This is a genomic window from Maribacter sp. 1_2014MBL_MicDiv, assembly GCF_001865655.1.
Taxonomy (GTDB): Bacteria; Bacteroidota; Bacteroidia; order Flavobacteriales; family Flavobacteriaceae; genus Maribacter; species Maribacter dokdonensis.
Map to the genome: position 1 here is coordinate 2,851,750 of NZ_CP011318.1, position 16,819 is coordinate 2,868,568.

A 16,819-nucleotide genomic window follows, 5' to 3' on the forward strand; every position below is an offset into this window, starting at 1 on the left:
TTTAAAAATTGATTCGTACGCTGGCATTGGGGGTTATACCTAATGAGATACGCTCAATAGTTTCAATGGTTTTATCGTCTTGTAGTCTGTAATAGGTGTTTAATGTATTGCGTCTATTGGTGAAATTTAATACGGATACTCCAAAGACTATATTCATTTTATCATCAAGTTTTAGGGTGTAATTTGCTGATGCATCTGTCCTAAAGTATTCTGATAGCCTACTGCTATTTGGTTCTTCGTAATTTATTTCAGTAGGGAAAACAGTTTGATCTATTGGGTCGTTTTCGTCTGGTCGGGTAAAAGGTTTTCCTGATTTGTAATTAATGCCCATTCCTATTTTTAAATTACCAACGGTGTAGTTTCCTGCAAGTGTAATTGCGTGTCTTACATCTAAATTGTTCGGAAATGTTGCAGGATCCAAAACATTGAACGTGTAGTCGTTTTTGTTGAAGGTGTAACTAAGCCAAGCACTATAATCGTTATTCTTGGTGTTGATCAGAAATTCAGCTCCTTTAACTGTATAAGATCCAATTTCACCATTAAACTGATTCTGATTTTGAAAACCTTGGGTGTATACGTTGATACCATTTACTTCCTTGTAAAAAGCATCTATGCCCACATATAATTTATTGATATCATAATTGAAACCAATAGAGCCCTGTTTACTTCTTGTAATGGGCAGAGCATCGCCATCAGATAGTATCCACCTTCTTTTTTCAATACCTAAAAAGTTTTGTTCTAAATCTATGATCTGATTGGTAACCTGACTTTTGTATTCTCCTAATACCTCCGTTTTAAAATTTGGTAGTAGCTCATAACTGATATTGATGCGAGGTTCAAAAATGAATTCTTGAAACGTATCTAGGTTTTCTATATAGTTCAAACGACCTCCAATGAATCCGTTGAGTCTCTCATCTTTTGAACTATAGTTTATTTCAGTGAATATACCATGTTTACGGATAACCCCTTTTATGTTACTTGCAAATGGAGGCTGATTAACATTTGTAGTGTTTTTAATTCCTGTTTCGGTAAATTCATAACCGTTTGTCCATTTAAGATTTTGTCTTAAAAGGTAATTGGTTACAAGTTTTATGTTAGATTCTTTTACTAAATTATTTTGGATCAGTCGTTGTGTGTCATTGTTTGATATAGATAGGGCATCCAGATCATATTGAGTGTAATAGGCACTTAATTGTGATGTAAGATTACCTGTCCATTCGCTTTGTAATTCACTACCAATTGAAAAATTATCTTGATTTAGATTACTTCGGTTTGGTGCAGTGTTGTTTTCAACCGATTCAAAATAGTTTAGATTATTACTCATGGTAATCATACTGGTGCTCACCTTGTGGTATGGGTTTATTTCATAGATGAATTTGGTGGTGAAATCATAAAAATAAAATTCACTCTCTTGATTTACTTCTGAATCTTGAAAGGCTTTTTCTGAGAAGGTAGTGTAGGTTGGAGTGTTAAGGAAATCGGTATATGATCTACGGGCAGAAACTTGTAATGCTGATTTTTTACTAATTGGAATATTACCAAAAACATCACCCGATATTAAATTTACACCAGCTCCGCCATTGAAATTTAAAGGTAATTTTCCCATAGATTTCATGCTCAAGGTACCACTTACGCCATCACTAAATATGGCTGAGGTTCCATTTTTTATGATCGTTACATTTTCTGTAACATAAGGGTTGAATGCAGATATTAAGCCAAAGAAATGTCCGGTTTGATACATTTTTATCCCGTCCCACAGAATAAGGTTCTGGTCATTGGTGCCTCCTCTTATATTAATATCTGAAACAGTTTCATCAACACTTTTAATACCTGGTAAAGCCTGTACCGTTTGTAAAATATCTGGTTCACTAACACCTGGTAGAATGCCAAATTTTGATGGATTAAGTTCAATACTGGAGTTGTCAAGCTTCTGTAAACCTGTAGTCAAAAATTGTGTCACAATGACTTCATCTAACTCTTGGTAACTCAGCGGCAGGGCAACAATGTTACATTCTGCAGAGTTAATGAATTCTTTTGCTTTTAAGAAAGTAGGTTTGTAACCTAAATGTTTGATCTGAATTATTGCATTAATAGGAACATTGTCAAAACTGAACGAGCCATTTTCTTTTGTGATACCAGATAAGTTTGTTCCATAAATTTCAATAGTGGCACCAGGTATGGTATTCTCTTCGAAATTATCGAAAACAAAACCGCATATAGAAACAGTGGTGGCTTTGGTTAAGGTATAATAGCGATCATTAAGTTTATTAATGGTGATCCCAGTTGTATTGTTAATTTCTTTTATGATGGCTTCAAGTGAATGAGAAGCAGGTGGCGGTATTTGTACGGTATCAACATCACTGTCGGCAAAGGAGAATTTTACATCATAGGTCTTTTCTAGTTCAGTAAGCACATTGCGCAATTGCACCAATTTTTTTGGTGAATTCTGTGCATAGCTATTTAAGCCGAATATCAGCACAAAAAATAAATAAGAAAGAGTTTTAAGGTGCTTCTTCTGCATAGAACAGCACTTTGTTCCCATCTAAGTTAAACTTAATTTGTAAAGGAACACTTATACTTTGAAGGGCAAGTTCTAGATTTTTGTTGCTAAAAGTACCCGTAAAAAGTTGAGTGGTATCAATATGTTCTGTGCTAATCTCAATATCATATTGTCTTTGAAGTTCATCTAAAACATAATGTAACGGTATACTTTGAAAAGAACTTTCCTTTGACAACCATGTAGGTTCGCCATTTACGGTAGCTTTAGATTTTCTGCTATTGCCGGCAATAGTCAAAATTGAATTGCCTGCAGGTAATTTTGTTTCATTACCATTAATGGTAACGCTAACCAAACCCTCAAAACAGGTTACTTCAAAATAATCTTTTCTATTTTCTACATTGAACTGGGTGCCTAAAACGGTAACCAGACCTTGGGAGGTATGAACAGTAAATTTTTCTCCCTTGGCAACTTTAAAATACGCTTCGCCATCAAGGTCTACGTTTCTGTTAGAGTCCCATTTTTTTTCGTTAAAAGATAGTTCAGAGGCTGCATTCAAAATAACCTCAGAATTATCTGGTAGGGTTATTAATTTGTTTTCTGCATATGTTGTCGTAAAAGACTCGTTCAAAGTACTAAGGTAAAAGAAAGACCCGGCCAATAATACCGCAATGACCGCAGCAACACGTAGAAATGTCTTGAACGGAGTTAAAACAAAAACTTTAGGTGTTTCTGTAGTTTTACGTTGTTCAATAGTATTCCATGCATTTTCTTTATCAAATTCAGGTGATTCTAATTTTGATGCGGACTCCTTTATTTTTCTATATGTTTCGTATGCTTCAGATTTCTTGAACTCTGCCAACTCGGCATCGGTCAGTTCATCATTAAGCCATTTTGCTAAGTAATTGTCTTGCATATTTTTAGCTTTGTTTTAGTATAACAACTAAGTTTTTGAAAACCCTACTTTTATGTTACGTATCAAGTAATAAGTAATAAGTAATAAGTACGAAGTACTTTATCTAATATTTTAAATTTTCACTTAATACTTTATACTCCTTACCTAATACTATTTTTTTTCCTAACTCCTAACTCCTAACTCCTAACTCCTAACTCCTAACTCCTAACCTATATCCCATCTATCTGCTCCCTTAAACTTTTTAGAGCCAAGTGCATTCTTTTTTCGATTGCCTTTACGCTCACTTTTTCCATTTCGGCAATTTCCGCATATTTTTTACCGTCTATTCTATTCAATAAAAAAGTAGTGCGTTGATTGTCTGGTAAGCTGTTCAACGCGTTGTCCAATTTTTCCTTAAATTGATTCTCCTCCATGATGAACTCCGGAGATTCATTAGTAGTCTTTAAGGTTTGGTCTGCGTACTTTAATCGTACTTTTTCGGCTTTAATAACATTTAAGTATAAGTTATTGGCTACCGTGTATAGGTAAGATTTTGCTTTTTCTGGGGCAACTTTAGCACAATTTTCCCAAAGTTTCACAAATGCCTCTTGAACGGCATCATGAGCTTTTTCTTCATTGCCAAATTTGTAATAAATATAATTGAAGATGGTTTTAGACGTTTCATTAAAAACGCTCTTATACACCAACTCTTCGCAAACGTTTAAATGTTTTTCAGTGTTCAATTCATAACTTTTTATCAAAGATATCCGAAAAAAAACAAAAATGAAGGTAGGGTATTTTTTAAGTCGGTTGTTTTAGAAACATAATAACAAACAATACCAAGTCATTATGAAAAAGATTTTTAATTATGCAATGTATGTTAGCCTACTAACTATTGCACTTAGTTTTACTGCATGTCAAGATGAATTTGAAGAAATCAATACAGGTGAAGAGCCACAAGCAATAACCGCAAGTTCTTCCACTGCAGATTTAATACAACGTACCAGTTCTAATGATGGTTCTGGTGATAATATTGTAGATGGTACCAGTTGCTTTGAAATCAATTTTCCGTACGCTGTTGAGGTAAATGGAATTCAATTGACTATTGATTCTGAGGAAGATATAGAGCAAATAGAAGATATATTCGATAGTATAGACGATGATGAAAATCTATTGGACATTATTTTTCCTATTACGGTAACATCAGGTGATTTTACCGAGATTACCATTAATGGTTTAGAAGATCTACGTGATTTAGCGGCCGACTGTAAAGAAGGTGGCGACGATGATGATATAGAATGTATAGATTTTGTGTATCCAATGACCATGTTCACCTTTAATGTCAACTTAGAACAAACAAATACCGTAGAAGTATCTAGTGATCGTGAGTTACGTTTGTTCTTTAAAGATTTGGATGACGATAGTTTGGTAAGTTTTGATTTTCCTGTGACACTTAAGTTACATGATGAAACAACTATTGTTGTTGAAAGCAATCAAGAATTGGCTATTGCTATTGAAAATGCAAAAGACGATTGTGATGAAGACGACGATGATGATTACAATGACGATGACTTTGATGAAGATGAGTTTAAAGAAGAACTTGTTGAATGTGTTTGGTTCGTAACAGATTTTATACGAAACGATGTAGATCAGACGCCTCAATATGTAAATTATATATTAAACTTTAAAGAAGATGGTACCGTAGTAACCGGTTTTAGAGGAGCTACAACGGTAGAAGGTACTTGGAGCAGTACGGTGGGCGATGATGGCGCTAAATTAACCATTGATTTTAAGTCTAATACTGATTTTAATTTAGAGTGGACGGTATATGACTTAGGTGATGATCAAATTAAGTTATATAATGATGCCGGTAACAGAATTATAATGAAACAATTCTGTGAAGAAGACTTGCTGGAAATAACGGTTGAAGATCTTAGAGAGACTTTAAGAGATTGTTCTTGGGTTATTAAAAGAGTTAAAAATAACGGAGATCATATCAATAGGTTACTAGGTGGTGAATTTGAATTTCAAGCGGAAGGTGTAATTACGTTGACCAACAATACAACCGTTACTGAGGGTACTTGGGAAATTACTACAAATGCAGAAGGTCGTTTTGTGGTTGCCATTACTATGGGTGATGAAGGTGCCGTGAGTTTTGAATGGTTGTTAACAGATTTAAAAGACCGAATAATTAAGTTCAACGTTGAAGAAACTTTTTATGAATTGGTCATCGTTAAAAAATGTTTGGTGGATGACGATGTGGAAGAAGATATTACGTTCATTAAGAACATTTTTGATAATGCAGCTTGGGAGGTAGCTTACTTCGCAGAAAATAACGATGTGTCAACAGCACTTTATGCAGATGTAAAGTTATATATGGAGAATGATGGTACCTTAGAAGTAAGAGACCTAAACGGAGACGTTTTCAGTACTGGAAACTGGTTTGTGTATAGAAATGCCTTTACCGGTAAACTAGAAATGATTATTTCTTTTGAAACAGGCAGTAATTACTTGCCATTGGCAAATGATTATCAAATTCTTGAGATCGAGGAAACAAGGATTGAGCTAAAGCATGAGAATGAGACAGGTTTTTATGATCAACTGGTCTTAGAAAGAGAGTAAGATTAAAACATCCAGAAATATACCGTCAACAGTAAAGAGTTGGGCCTCGTTGGCGGTATTGATGGAGGTTTTATTACGGGAATTTATGAAAATGTAATTCCTTTTTTGCCCCACAACTAAGTTAAGAGCATCCATTTTAGTATGGGTGCTCTTTTTGTTTTGTATATTTTGTGGTACTTGCTACCGAATTAGCATTGATATTATTAAATTTGTAGCCCCTTAAAAAAGAAAAGAATGTTCGATAATTTAAGCGATAAGCTAGATAAGGCTTTACATGTACTAAAAGGTCATGGTCAAATTACAGAAATAAATGTTGCGGAGACTACCAAAGAAGTACGCCGTGCCTTATTGGATGCCGATGTAAACTTTAAAATTGCCAAGGAATTTACCAATAGGGTAAAAGAAAAGGCATTGGGGCAAAACGTATTAACGACCTTACAGCCAGGTCAGTTAATGGTGAAAATTGTCAAAGATGAACTTACCCAGTTAATGGGAGGTGAGTCAGAGGGTATAAATTTATCGGGCAAACCATCGGTAATATTAATGTCCGGTTTGCAGGGTTCTGGTAAAACAACGTTTTCTGGGAAGCTTGCAAATTTTCTAAAGACCAAAAAATCAAAGAACCCATTATTGGTAGCCTGTGATGTGTATCGCCCGGCGGCAATAGATCAATTGCATGTAGTAGGCGAGCAAATAGGGGTTCCGGTATATTCGGACAGGGATAATACCGATCCTGTAGCTATCGCAAAAGCTGGTATTGCAAAGGCAAAAGCGGACGGTAACAATGTTGTTATAATCGATACCGCAGGTCGTTTGGCGGTAGATGATAAAATGATGGCAGAGATATCTGACATACATAAAGCCATTGAACCTCAAGAAACATTGTTCGTTGTAGATTCTATGACAGGGCAAGATGCTGTGAATACGGCAAAAGCTTTCAACGATATCTTGAACTTTGATGGGGTTATATTAACAAAATTAGATGGTGATACCCGTGGTGGTGCGGCTATATCCATTAAGTCCGTAGTTGATAAACCAATTAAGTTTATTGGTACTGGTGAGAAGATGGAAGCTATTGATGTTTTTCATCCATCACGTATGGCGGACCGTATTTTGGGTATGGGTGATGTAATATCACTTGTAGAAAGAGCTCAAGAACAGTTCGATGAAGAAGAGGCTCGAAAGATCCAAAAGAAAATTGCAAAGAATAAATTCGGTTTCGATGATTTCCTGAGCCAAATTCAGCAAATCAAGAAAATGGGTAATATGAAAGACCTTATGGGGATGATACCTGGTGCAGGTAAAGCCCTTAAAGGTTTGGATATTGATGATGATGCCTTTAAACATATTGAGGCGATTATATATTCAATGACGCCAGATGAACGTTCTACACCATCTAAATTAAATGCCAGTAGAAAAAAACGTATTGCAAAAGGTTCCGGTAGGGAAGTTCAAGAGATCAATCAATTGTTAAAGCAATTTGATCAAATGAGCAAGATGATGAAAATGATGCAAGGCGGTGGCGGTAAAAAGATGATGCAGATGATGGGCGCCATGAAAGGAATGAAATAATAAGCGAACAACACAACTAAAAAAGAGACGGATATGGAATTATTGGATGGTAAAAAAGTATCCAATCAAATAAAGGAAGAAATCAAGGCTGAGGTTGCCAAGATGAAAGAGCGTGGTGAAAAAGTACCACATTTAGCGGCAATAATTGTTGGTAGTGACGGTGCCAGTTTAACCTATGTGGGTAGTAAAGTGCGTTCTTGTGAGCGTATTGGTTTTGAATCTACGTTAATTCAAATGCCCAGTACCACTTCTGAACAAGAATTATTGAACAAGATCAAGGAATTGAACGTTGATGATGATATCGATGGTTTTATTGTTCAATTGCCTTTACCGAAACAAATAGATACCCAAAAGGTAATTATGGCCGTTGATCCAGATAAGGATGTTGACGGATTTCACCCTACCAACTTCGGTAAAATGGCTTTGGATATGAGTACGTTCATACCCGCAACACCATTTGGTATTCTAGAATTATTGGAGCGTTATAAAGTTGATACCAAGGGTAAGCATACAGTAGTTATTGGTCGTAGCCATATTGTAGGTAGACCAATGAGTATTTTAATGGGTAGAAAAGGTTGGCCCGGTAACTCTACAGTGACCTTAACTCATAGTCACACTAAAAATATTACCCAGATTATTTCTCAAGCGGATATTGTAATTTCAGCTCTAGGTGTACCTAATTTTTTAAAGGCGGAGATGGTAAAAGATGATGCCGTAGTTATAGACGTAGGTATTACAAGAGTTCCAGATGATACAAAAGAAAAAGGATACTATATAACCGGTGATGTTGATTTTGAAAACGTTAGTAAAAAAGCATCATATATTACACCTGTACCAGGTGGGGTTGGTCCTATGACGATTGCCATGTTGTTGAAAAACACTTTACTGGCTCGTGAGAGACATAGAAGTAGAAACTAGTATCTAATAAAATGATGAAATCAGCCTTGCGGAACAATCGCAGGGCTTTTTTTATGCAGGTAGTTTTTTTATCACTGCTCCGGTTTCTGTAGTGTCATTTGGGGTTAAAATATCAATATCGTTGCTGTCATCATAATCGCAGCTTGCCATGATGGTTATAGAACAACTTAATATAATCGCGTAAATTACTTTTTTCATAACAACTACGTTTAATGTTATCACCCAATGTTTAACTAAAACGTTCTTATCGTTAATTTGGTATGTTTTTAAACCCAAATAATTAATGCATAAGAGACCGTTAGGTTGTTAAATTTTCATAAGTATTTATTAGGCTGACAGATATTTGTCTATGTTTAGCAGAGGTTTAGGTGATTAGCAATCGCTTAGGCTTCTTTTTTACACTTCTAGAATATGAAATTGAACCATTTTTTTGATGCATCCATAGATATGCTTTGTATAGCTAATTATGATGGATACTTTGAAGATGTAAATCCGGCATTTATCAAACTACTAGGGTATGATAAAGAAGAATTAATGTCCAGAAAAATTAATGATTTTGTCTTTGAAGAGGATAAAGAGGTAACGCAACAGACAAGGGCTAGCTTGCACGAAAACAAAAAATTAATCAGTTTTCAAAATAGGTATGTGACCAAGAGCGGCGGTGTGGTCTGGTTATCTTGGAGCGCAGTACCGGTAGATAGTGAAAAACTTGTTTATGCTATAGCCAAGGACATTACCCATGAAATGAATTTAAAGAATGCTAGAATTCTTGAATTTGCAAAAATGAAAACGGTCAACGATGATCTGGTAAGGCTAAATTATACTACTTCACATGATTTAAGGGCGCCATTAAATAACTTAATTTCCCTTTTTGATGTTCTCGATTACAATGTCCTAGATGATGATACGCTGCAGATTTTGAGATACATGGAGATTTCCGCCAAGGGGGTGAAAGAGTCTTTGGAGAATTATTTAAAATTAATTGAAAATGCACGTAAAGGGCTAAACACATTAACGGAGATTTATTTTGATAATGTACTTGCCAAAACCCAAAACGTATTAAGTTCGATTATCAAGAATTCTAAAACCTCAATTTCTTATGATTTTACACTTTGCAAAAGTGTTTTGTTCGATAATTCTTATTTGGAAAGTATCTTCTTGAACTTGATTACCAATGCTATTAAATATACTATTCCTGGTGAAGCACCAAGAATTGAAATTAAAACGGAATTTGTAGATGGTAAGATAGTTCTATATTTCAAAGATTACGGTCAAGGCTTTGATATGATTAAAAATGGCAGCAAGATTTTTGGTTTAAATGAACGTTTTAATACCGAACAAGATGGCAAAGGCGTAGGTCTTTATTTAATACATAATCAAATTAATAGTCTAGGCGGTACGATCACGGTGGATAGCGAGCTAAATAAAGGGGCTTTGTTTACCATTGTTTTTCCTACGCACTAATTTTTACTGTCCGGTATTATTATCTTGGTAAATATGGCATAATAATGTTTCTGAATATCCACTTGAGTGGTTTCATTAATTATCTTTAAGCATGTAAATTTATTTGCCATGATAAAACAAGTAATAGCAGTAGCATTGGTATTAGGTCTTTTTATAAGTTGTGAAAAGGTTGTAGAGCCTGTTCAAACTATACAAGTATCTTTTAGTAATGATATTGGTCAGGAATCTGTAGATGGTCGTTTATTGCTAATGTTATCGTCTGATGATAGTGATGAACCTCGATTTCAAATTAATGACGGACTCAACACTCAACTCATTTTCGGTATGAATGTAGAGAATTGGGTTCAAGATTCTATTTTGACCTTTGATGAATCTGTGTTTGGTTACCCTTATGAAAGTTTAAAAGATGTACCGCCAGGGGAGTATAATGTACAGGCACTTCTTAATGTGTATGAAACGTTTAACCTTTCTACCGGGCATACCGTAAAGTTGCCTATGGATAATGGCGAGGGACAACAATGGAATAAATCACCAGGTAATTTATATAGCAAGCCTTTTAAGATAAGGGTTGCTAGCAACGGGTTTGAGAATGTGTCTGTAGAACTAGATCAGGTGATTCCGCCCATTGAAGAACCAAAAGATACCGAGTGGATCAAGCATATAAAGGTGAAATCTGAAAAATTATCCGAGTTCTGGGGAAGGGATATCTATTTAGGAGCTCATGTATTGTTGCCTAAGGGATTTAACGAGCATCCTGAGGCCAAGTACCCACTGATGGTTTTTCACGGTCATTTTCCTTCGGATTTTGGCGGATTTAGAACTACACCACCAGACCCTAATTTAAAGCCAGAGTATTCTGAGCGTTTTAGTTTAGAAGGGTATAATATTATTCAACAGCAAGAAGCCTACGATTTTTACAAACGATGGAACGAGCCCGATTTTCCTCGCTTTTTAATTATTGAAATACAACACCCAACCCCATATTATGATGATTCATATGCAGTAAATTCTGCTAGTCAAGGTCCTTATGGAGATGCTATTACCTATGAACTTATTCCGGAAATTGAAAAACAGTTTAGGGGTATGGGAGAGGGGTGGTCTCGTTTTTTATACGGCGGATCAACCGGCGGTTGGGAAGCTTTGGCGGTACAGGTCAAATATCCAGAGGAATACAATGGGTGCTTTGCGGCATGCCCCGACCCTATAGATTTTAGGGCGTATACCTTGACCAATATTTATGAAGATGAAAATGCATATTACTATCCAAGCGCGCATAAAAAATTAGAAGTGCCCTCACATAGAAATTACTTAGGGCAAATTCAATCTACCTTAAGACAGGGAAATCACTTAGAGTTGGTGTTGGGAGATAAATCTAGATCAGGGCAACAATGGGATATTTGGGAAGCAACTTATTCCCCACAGGGCAAAGATGGCTATCCTGAAAGAATTTGGGATAAAATGACAGGAGATATAGACCATGAGGTTGCCGAGTATTGGAAAGAGAATTTTGATCTAAGACATATTCTTGAACGTGATTGGGATAAACTGGGCGATAACTTAAAAGGTAAAATTCATATCTATTGTGGTGATATGGATAATTACTACTTAAACAACGCTGTCTACCTAATGGAAGATTTTCTTGAAAGCACAACAGATCCTTATTATGAAGGCGAAGTAAAATACGGCGACCGTGATGAACATTGCTGGAACGGTGATCCTGATCAACCCAATGCCATAACGCGCCTACGTTACAATAGTATGTATGTGCCAAAGATTATGGAGCGTATTGAGAAAAGTGCTCCAAAAGATGCCGATTTAACAAGTTGGAGGTATAAGTAATGCTAGTTGTGCAGTCAAAATAAGGATGTCACTTCGAGTGAATTTTGAGGCACGAAAAATTAGTATCGAGAAGCGTTTCTGTATACAAAGATGCTTGTCGCTATTTAAAATATGTATAATAACTATAGTGTAAAGATGTAATGAAATACAGAAGATTCGGAAGAACAGATTGGCAGGTAAGCGAAGTTGGATATGGAATGTGGGGAATGGCCGGTTGGACGGCTAGTGACGATGCTCAATCTACAAGATCGTTGGATTTAGCGGTTAAAAATGGCGTCAATTTCTTTGATACCGCTTGGGGATACGGGGAAGGTCATAGTGAGGAGCTGTTGGGCGAGTTGGTAAAAAGACACCCTTCCAAGAAATTATACACGGCTAGTAAAATTCCACCTAAAAACTTTCAGTGGCCAGCAAAACCAGAATATGCTTTTGAGGAATCTTATCCTACGGAGCATATTATGGAATACACCCATAAGACTTTAAAGAATTTAGGGTTGGAGCAAATAGACCTTATGCAATTTCATACCTGGGATGACGGTTGGAGCGACAGAGAAGAATGGCAACGTGTTATTGAAGATTTAAAAACCTCAGGTAAAGTTGCTGCAATGGGCATTAGTATGAATCGTTGGGAACCGGAAAATGGAATAAAAGCCTTAAAAACAGGAATGTTAGATGCCGTTCAGGTCATTTATAACATATTCGATCAAGCGCCTGTAGATAATTTATTTCCACTTTGTAAAGCGTTGGATATCGCAACCATTGCACGCGTACCTTTTGATGAAGGAACTTTGACAGGAACTATGACGAAGGAAACTACGTTCCCTGAAGGGGATTGGCGTGGTACCTACTTCGTGCCTGAGAATTTAATTTCTTCGGTAGAGCATGCCGATGCCTTAAGACCGCTAATTCCTGAAGGTATGACCATGGCCGAAATGGCACTGCGTTTTATTTTGATGAACGATAATGTTGGTACTACCATTCCAGGTATGCGTAAACAACGTAATGTCTTGGCGAATACAGCAACAAGTGATGGTAAATTGTTATCTAACGAATTGTACAAAGAATTATTAAAGCATCGTTGGGATAGAGTGCCTACTTCTTGGTCGCAGTAGTTATTTTTTTAAAAGATATTCGCTACATCTAGAAAGCCATCAACATAATATATAGTTGATGGCTTTCTAAATATTGTTATGCTGTTAAATCACTTCGCAAACAACTGTCCCATATCTTTAAAAGCTTTAAATTCCAAAGCATTACCCGCTGGGTCATAAAAAAACATGGTAGCTTGCTCTCCTGTTTTACCTGCAAAACGCACATAAGGCTCAATGACGAATTGTACACCTTTGGATTTTAGCTCTTCTGAAAAGCTTTGAAATGTATCCCAAGGTAAAACAACTCCGTAATGCGGTACGGGTACATCATGACCGTCAACAGGGTTGTGATGTACGGTTTCGGTTTCAGATTTAGGCTTGTAGTGTATCACCAATTGATGTCCGAATAAATTAAAATCTACCCAGTGGTCGCTACTACGGCCTTCTTCGCAATTCAATATTTCTCTGTAAAAAGTTCTACATTCCGCTAAGTTGTGTACAGGAATGGCAATGTGAAAAGGTGTAACGTTTTGCATATTCAGTTGTTTCTTAATGCTGAAATTAACTCTTTTTTATTCAATTTAGAACGTCCTTCAATACCAATTTTCTTCGCTTGTTCGTAAAGCTCATCTTTTGTTCTGTCTTCATAAGTAGATGCTTTACCACCTTTTTTGCCCGCATTTTCAGTATTGGCGATTCTAGCTGCTTTTTCTTTGCTATAGCCCTTGTCTACCAATGCTTCATATTGCTCTTCGTTTTTAATTTGCGGTATGTTATTTGATTTTGCCATTTTTTATTTTAAAAATAAATAATTAATGGTCTGTGAACGTGCTGTATACAACAAGAAATTACTCCGCTAAAAAGGAAATGATTTTGTTGTTGACCTCATCTTGGTGCATGGAGTGTCCAAATCCCTCAGTGCTTATAAATTCACTCCCTTTCCAATGTTTATGTACATCAACAGATGCATGGTAAGGTGCAATTTTATCAAATCGATCATGAAAGAGCAATCCTTTTTTAGTATTGTTCTCAACAAATTTGGCACTTGAAAATTCATCTGTTGTAAAATTGAATTTTTTATGTACAAATTTTTTGAGAGCGTTAACGACCTTACTGTTTAGACCAAGAAGGTTTTTGTAATGCGTTAGTATTTCATGAAATTCAGAAGGTGAACCTATGGTTACCATTTTTTCTAAAACTAAATTTGGATTTTGATACTCATTGTACAAAATGGTCATACCTCCCATAGAATGCCCTATCGCAATTGTGGGCTTGTATTTTTGTAACATGACCTGTACAAATTCAGCGTATAAAGGGGCATGAAGTATTTTTCCTGTAGAATATCCATGGGCAGGGGCATCAAATGCAATGATATTGTAATTTTCCCTTTGTAGTTTTTCAATAAGTTTATGCCATCGCCATGTATTGCTTTCCCAGCCATGTACCAATAATACTGTTTCATTATTTCCGGGCCAGTTATAAACTTGTATTTTGTGATCACCAGTGGTAACGACTTCTAATTTGGCATTGTCCAAGTATTGTTTTTGATTTGGCAAGACCCTGCCTTTTCGTACGGTTGCAAATACCGTAAAAGCTTTGTGGGCAGTTTTCTTTGGAGCAAACCAAACAAGAATATTAAAGTATAGGCCGTATAGTTTAGGAATAAGTTTTTGAAGAAATAAGGGCACCTATGAGTTTTTTGAAATTAGTAACTATTGATGTGGTAATCACTGTTTATTTGTAGGGTTTTCTGTTAGTCCCAGCCAATCATCATATATTTTACTTTTGCGTTATCAGGTATTTGTACTTCCTCAATATTGTTATTGGCATTATACCTAAGGCTTTCGGGCAACTCTTTTTTATCTATGGTAAAATAAAGGTCATTGTCTTTTAACAATACCACTACATTGTTAAGAGAAGTAATAATCTTTTTTATGGAATAGTTTTCACGAATCTCTTTAAATGTGCACATTTTAGAGATGCCCTTGTCGGTTTCAAATCTTTCATCGTTAACAAGTACGTTTTGTATAGTGGCTATACTATCGTTATTAGGTGTTAAGGTCAATAGCAAAGCCCCACCTTTTTCATAGATTTTGATTTTACTGGCGCCATTGCCAAAATTTAGTTTAACGGTATCTTGAACTACAGAGTCTTTTTCAAAAATTAACTCTATATCTCTTGCCAAGCTTTCTTTTGATAATTTGCCAACTTGGTTGCCGGTAATTTTAAAATCATTGTTCTGTTGGTCGGCACAACTAGTTGCTAGTATGCAACAAATAATCAATATAAGGGTATATCTAAACTTCATAGGTTATCTCATCACTTTTTTTAATACTCCAAGTACACCTCTTATAAATGTAGCGCTGGTTAACACCTTTATTACGGGGTTTTGTCTGGTACTGGCTCTTTTGGTGGTCTTGCGAACAGCAGGTTTGTTTTTTTCCTTTTCCGCTAACTTTTCGGCAGTTTCAATTTTTTCGTTCAAAATTTCATAGGCACTTTCCCTATCGATTATTTCACCGTATTTCTTAACCAATGAAGAGCTGTTGACTACTTCGTTCAATTCTTTTTTTGTTAAAACATCCATACGGCTCATTGGTGCACGTAGTAAGGTTGCTGCAAGTGGGGTAGGTCTGCCTTTTTCATCTAAAGCTGAAATTAATGCTTCGCCTATACCAAGGGAAGTCAACACTTCTTTAGTATCGTAATATTCAGATTCCGGGTAGTTCTCTGCCGTTAGCTTGATAGCCTTTCTGTCCTTGGCGGTAAACGCTCTTAACGCATGCTGAACTTTTAGCCCTAATTGAGATAAAACATCATTTGGTACATCTGTAGGGTTTTGGGTTACAAAATATAAACCTATTCCTTTTGAACGAATTAGTTTTACAATACTCTCTATTTGATCTAACAGTGCTTTTGAAGCTTCCTTGAAAATAAGGTGGGCTTCATCTATGAACAAAATTAATTCTGGTTTGTCACTATCACCTTGTTCAGGGAAGGTATCGTAGATTTCTGCAAGTAAGCTCAACATAAAAGTAGAGAAAAGCTTAGGTCTATCTTGAATATCGGTCAGTCGTAAAATATTGATATAGCCTCGTCCTTCATCATCTATTCGGGTAAGGTCGTTTACATCAAAAGATTTTTCACCAAAGAACAATTCAGCACCTTGCTGTTCCAGCTCAATGATCTTTCTAAGAATTGCACCGGTAGAGCTTGTAGATATTCTACCATATTCCTTGGTGAATTCTGCTTTGCCAGTACCCGTTGCGTATTGTAATACCTTTTTAAAATCTTTTAGGTCCAATAGGGGCATTTTTTGGTCATCGCAATATTTGAATACCACGGACACAATACCAGATTGCGTTTCGGAAAGGTCTAGTATTCTTGATAACAGCACAGGACCAAATTCGGAAACTGTGGCTCTCAATTTTACGCCATCTTGCTCTGACAACGAAAGTATTTCCACGGGAAAACTACTGGCCTCAAAAGGGAAGCCTATTTTTTCATGGCGCTCGTCTATTTTTGCATGACCGGGACTAGGTTGTGCCAATCCACTTAAATCACCTTTAAGGTCCATCAACATTACCGGAATACCCTTGTCAGATAAATTTTCTGCCAAAACCTGTAATGTTTTTGTTTTTCCTGTACCGGTAGCTCCGGCAATAAGCCCGTGCCTATTTAAGGTTTTTAAAGGTATTTTTACGAAGGCATTTTTTACGGCTTCACCATTTAACATGGCAGCACCCATATTTATATAATCGCCCTTTGTGGCATATCCTTTTTCTATATGGTCAAAAAAATCTTCGGTACCGGCCATTTTCTATATTTTCGATAAAAATAGGGCATTTTTCACCAAACCAAAAAACAACATCACCCTTAAATATCACTACTTTTTAACATTGTACGCGGCTATAGTACTAG

Annotated in this window: 15 protein-coding genes; 6 read left to right on the forward strand and 9 right to left on the reverse strand. The window is 36.1% G+C overall.

Annotation, left to right across the window (positions count from 1 at the left end; all coding sequences use genetic code 11):
• Position 1: 1 nt before the first annotated feature.
• From YQ22_RS11970 to YQ22_RS11980, 3 genes are all read right to left on the reverse strand, one after another.
• A complete protein-coding gene (locus YQ22_RS11970; RefSeq protein ID WP_071341378.1) occupies positions 2-2,521 on the reverse strand; it encodes a TonB-dependent receptor in 2,520 nt (839 codons plus the stop codon).
• Positions 2,502-3,413 carry a FecR family protein gene (locus tag YQ22_RS11975; RefSeq protein WP_071341379.1) on the reverse strand — a complete coding sequence of 304 codons (912 nt, stop codon included), beginning with the start codon at positions 3,411-3,413 and terminating at the stop codon, positions 2,502-2,504. The genes YQ22_RS11970 and YQ22_RS11975 overlap by 20 nt, the downstream gene beginning before the upstream one ends.
• Before the next feature lie 209 nt (positions 3,414-3,622).
• Entirely contained in the window at positions 3,623-4,135 is a 513-nt protein-coding gene (locus tag YQ22_RS11980; protein ID WP_058104315.1) for an RNA polymerase sigma factor, read from the reverse strand.
• Positions 4,136-4,241: 106 nt separating this feature from the next.
• On the opposite strand from YQ22_RS11980, the gene YQ22_RS11985 reads away from it, so the two are divergent.
• From YQ22_RS11985 to YQ22_RS11995, 3 genes are all read left to right on the forward strand, one after another.
• Entirely contained in the window at positions 4,242-6,014 is a 1,773-nt protein-coding gene (locus tag YQ22_RS11985) for a hypothetical protein (protein ID WP_071341380.1), read from the forward strand.
• Between the two features lie 234 nt (positions 6,015-6,248).
• Positions 6,249-7,586, forward strand: a complete 1,338-nt coding sequence (gene ffh / locus YQ22_RS11990; RefSeq protein WP_058103796.1) for a signal recognition particle protein — start codon at positions 6,249-6,251, stop codon at positions 7,584-7,586.
• 33 nt (positions 7,587-7,619) lie between these two features.
• Positions 7,620-8,504: a bifunctional 5,10-methylenetetrahydrofolate dehydrogenase/5,10-methenyltetrahydrofolate cyclohydrolase gene (locus YQ22_RS11995; RefSeq protein ID WP_071341381.1), complete on the forward strand. Its 885-nt coding sequence runs from the start codon at positions 7,620-7,622 to the stop codon at positions 8,502-8,504.
• A 51-nt stretch (positions 8,505-8,555) separates the two neighbouring features.
• Here YQ22_RS11995 and YQ22_RS12000 read toward each other — a convergent pair whose 3' ends face one another.
• Positions 8,556-8,702 (reverse strand): hypothetical protein, encoded by a 147-nt coding sequence (locus YQ22_RS12000; RefSeq protein WP_156894565.1) that lies wholly within the window; start codon positions 8,700-8,702, stop codon positions 8,556-8,558.
• Between the two features lie 213 nt (positions 8,703-8,915).
• Here YQ22_RS12000 and YQ22_RS12005 point away from each other — a divergent pair, with 213 nt between their 5' ends.
• The 3 genes from YQ22_RS12005 (at position 8,916) to YQ22_RS12015 (ending at position 12,919) form a co-directional block, all read left to right on the forward strand.
• A complete protein-coding gene (locus YQ22_RS12005; protein WP_071341383.1) occupies positions 8,916-9,968 on the forward strand; it encodes a sensor histidine kinase in 1,053 nt (350 codons plus the stop codon).
• 108 nt (positions 9,969-10,076) lie between these two features.
• Positions 10,077-11,807, forward strand: a complete 1,731-nt coding sequence (locus YQ22_RS12010; protein ID WP_071341384.1) for an alpha/beta hydrolase-fold protein — start codon at positions 10,077-10,079, stop codon at positions 11,805-11,807.
• A 140-nt stretch (positions 11,808-11,947) separates the two neighbouring features.
• A complete protein-coding gene (locus YQ22_RS12015) occupies positions 11,948-12,919 on the forward strand; it encodes an aldo/keto reductase (protein WP_071341385.1) in 972 nt (323 codons plus the stop codon).
• Positions 12,920-13,008: 89 nt separating this feature from the next.
• Here the strand turns inward: YQ22_RS12015 and YQ22_RS12020 are convergent, their stop codons facing one another.
• The 5 genes from YQ22_RS12020 to YQ22_RS12040 all read right to left on the reverse strand — a co-directional run bounded on the left by YQ22_RS12020 (position 13,009) and on the right by YQ22_RS12040 (position 16,715).
• Positions 13,009-13,434 carry a VOC family protein gene (locus YQ22_RS12020; RefSeq protein ID WP_058103790.1) on the reverse strand — a complete coding sequence of 142 codons (426 nt, stop codon included), beginning with the start codon at positions 13,432-13,434 and terminating at the stop codon, positions 13,009-13,011.
• 2 nt (positions 13,435-13,436) lie between these two features.
• Positions 13,437-13,688 (reverse strand): DUF7218 family protein, encoded by a 252-nt coding sequence (locus YQ22_RS12025; RefSeq protein ID WP_071341386.1) that lies wholly within the window; start codon positions 13,686-13,688, stop codon positions 13,437-13,439.
• 58 nt (positions 13,689-13,746) lie between these two features.
• Positions 13,747-14,586 (reverse strand): alpha/beta fold hydrolase, encoded by an 840-nt coding sequence (locus YQ22_RS12030; RefSeq protein WP_071341387.1) that lies wholly within the window; start codon positions 14,584-14,586, stop codon positions 13,747-13,749.
• A 65-nt stretch (positions 14,587-14,651) separates the two neighbouring features.
• Entirely contained in the window at positions 14,652-15,206 is a 555-nt protein-coding gene (locus tag YQ22_RS12035; RefSeq protein ID WP_071341388.1) for a hypothetical protein, read from the reverse strand.
• A gap of 3 nt (positions 15,207-15,209) precedes the next feature.
• Positions 15,210-16,715, reverse strand: coding sequence for a helicase HerA-like domain-containing protein (locus tag YQ22_RS12040; protein ID WP_071341389.1), 1,506 nt, complete (start codon positions 16,713-16,715; stop codon positions 15,210-15,212).
• Positions 16,716-16,819: the final 104 nt, after the last annotated feature.

Excerpts from the sequence above, each read along its gene's own strand:
- YQ22_RS11970 (WP_071341378.1), bottom strand. The coding sequence starts at position 2,521 with ATGCAGAAGAAGCACCTTAAAACTCTTTCTTATTTATTTTTTGTGCTG.
- YQ22_RS11975 (WP_071341379.1), bottom strand. The coding sequence starts at position 3,413 with ATGCAAGACAATTACTTAGCAAAATGGCTTAATGATGAACTGACCGAT.
- YQ22_RS11985 (WP_071341380.1), top strand. The coding sequence starts at position 4,242 with ATGAAAAAGATTTTTAATTATGCAATGTATGTTAGCCTACTAACTATT.
- ffh (WP_058103796.1), top strand. The coding sequence starts at position 6,249 with ATGTTCGATAATTTAAGCGATAAGCTAGATAAGGCTTTACATGTACTA.
- YQ22_RS11995 (WP_071341381.1), top strand. The coding sequence starts at position 7,620 with ATGGAATTATTGGATGGTAAAAAAGTATCCAATCAAATAAAGGAAGAA.
- YQ22_RS12000 (WP_156894565.1), bottom strand. The coding sequence starts at position 8,702 with ATGAAAAAAGTAATTTACGCGATTATATTAAGTTGTTCTATAACCATC.
- YQ22_RS12005 (WP_071341383.1), top strand. The coding sequence starts at position 8,916 with ATGAAATTGAACCATTTTTTTGATGCATCCATAGATATGCTTTGTATA.
- YQ22_RS12010 (WP_071341384.1), top strand. The coding sequence starts at position 10,077 with ATGATAAAACAAGTAATAGCAGTAGCATTGGTATTAGGTCTTTTTATA.
- YQ22_RS12015 (WP_071341385.1), top strand. The coding sequence starts at position 11,948 with ATGAAATACAGAAGATTCGGAAGAACAGATTGGCAGGTAAGCGAAGTT.
- YQ22_RS12020 (WP_058103790.1), bottom strand. The coding sequence starts at position 13,434 with ATGCAAAACGTTACACCTTTTCACATTGCCATTCCTGTACACAACTTA.
- YQ22_RS12025 (WP_071341386.1), bottom strand. The coding sequence starts at position 13,688 with ATGGCAAAATCAAATAACATACCGCAAATTAAAAACGAAGAGCAATAT.
- YQ22_RS12035 (WP_071341388.1), bottom strand. The coding sequence starts at position 15,206 with ATGAAGTTTAGATATACCCTTATATTGATTATTTGTTGCATACTAGCA.
- YQ22_RS12040 (WP_071341389.1), bottom strand. The coding sequence starts at position 16,715 with ATGGCCGGTACCGAAGATTTTTTTGACCATATAGAAAAAGGATATGCC.